This window comes from Streptomyces sp. SID3343, from assembly GCF_009865215.1.
Classification (GTDB): domain Bacteria; phylum Actinomycetota; class Actinomycetes; order Streptomycetales; family Streptomycetaceae; genus Embleya.
On the sequence record NZ_WWJX01000749.1, the window covers coordinates 1 to 1,413 of the forward strand.

At 70.9% G+C, this 1,413-nt stretch carries 1 protein-coding gene; it reads left to right on the top strand.

What is annotated here, in order from left to right; all coding sequences use genetic code 11:
• Positions 1-1,252: ABC transporter permease (locus GT354_RS22975; RefSeq protein ID WP_237535358.1), on the top strand; the 1,252-nt coding region annotated here is incomplete at its 5' end.
• Positions 1,253-1,413: the final 161 nt, after the last annotated feature.

Sequence of the window (1,413 nt, forward strand, 5' to 3'; positions counted from 1 at the left end):
CTTCGCCGCCTCCACCGTCACCCGACCCACCAACACCACATGCCCTACAGGAACTGCCGGCGACACCGAAACCACTGACACCACCAACGCTGTCCGCGCCACCGATGCCGCCAACGCCACCGATCGCGCCGACACTACCGACGCCACCAACGCACTTGACACCTCTGGCACCGCCGGCACAACCACCAGAAGCATCCGAACCGCCGACGACACCGGTCCCGGCGCCGTCGCCACCAAGAGCGGCCAACGCCCCACCGCTCGCGAGGCCCGCCGAGCGATCCCCTGGCGCCGCCTGCTCCGAGCCAACTCGTCGTGGACGTTTTTGGTACTGGTGGCGCTCATGGTCGCGTTCTCGATCATGCGGCCCGAGCAGTTCCCGACCGCGTTCAACCTACGCAACGTTGCCACGGACGCAGCCGTGCTCCTGATCGTCGGGGTCGGCATGACGTTCGTGGTGATCATGGCCGGCATCGACCTGTCGGTCGGCTCAGTACTGGTGTTCGCGGGCGTCGTCGCGGCCAAGACCATGACCGCCGTCGCCGGCACCGACGCCGGTTGGGGCCCGATCCTGCTCGGCATCCTGGCGGGCCTCGTCGCAGGGGCCGCGTGGGGTGCGCTCAATGGATTCCTGATCGCGAAGGCGCGCGTACCGGCCCTGATCGTCACGCTCGGCAGCCTCGGCATGGCGCTCGGCCTCGCCCAAGTCCTGACGAAGGGTCAGGACGTCCGGGGCGTACCCACTCGCTTCACCGACACCATCGGCAACGGGCGACTCCTGGGCGTGCCTTGGCTGGTGGTGATCGCCCTGCTCGTCACCGCGGCCGGCGCCCTGGTACTCGCCACCACCCGATTCGGCCGGCACACCTACGCCATCGGCTCCAACGCCGAGGCCGCCCGCCGCGTCGGCATCACCGTCGACGGCCACGTGATCCGGGTATACGCCCTGTGCGGCCTGCTCGCGGGGCTCGCGGGGATCCTGTCCCTGGCCCGCTTCACCACCACCACGATCGGCGGCCACACCAACGACTCGCTCGGCGCGATCGCGGCCGTAGTACTCGGCGGCACAAGCCTGTTCGGCGGCGTCGGCACGATCGTGGGCACGCTGATCGGCGTCTTCATCCCGGCCATCCTGCAAAACGGCTTCATCATCCTGGGCGTCCAGCCCTTCTGGCAGAGCGTGGCCGTGGGCGCGGTCCTGATCGCCGCCGTGTACGCCGACCAACTCCGTCGCCAGGGCCTGAAACACCGCTGACCCCCAAGCCCGGCCCGCGCCCCCCGCGGGCCGAACCCCGTTCCCCTCGCCCCCTCCTCGGCCAACGGCCCCGGCGACCGCCCACTCCACCCGCCCCCGAACGCCAACCCGCCCCGCCGTCCGGCCGGCCCCCACCGGCCCCGAACGCACCCGAACCACCC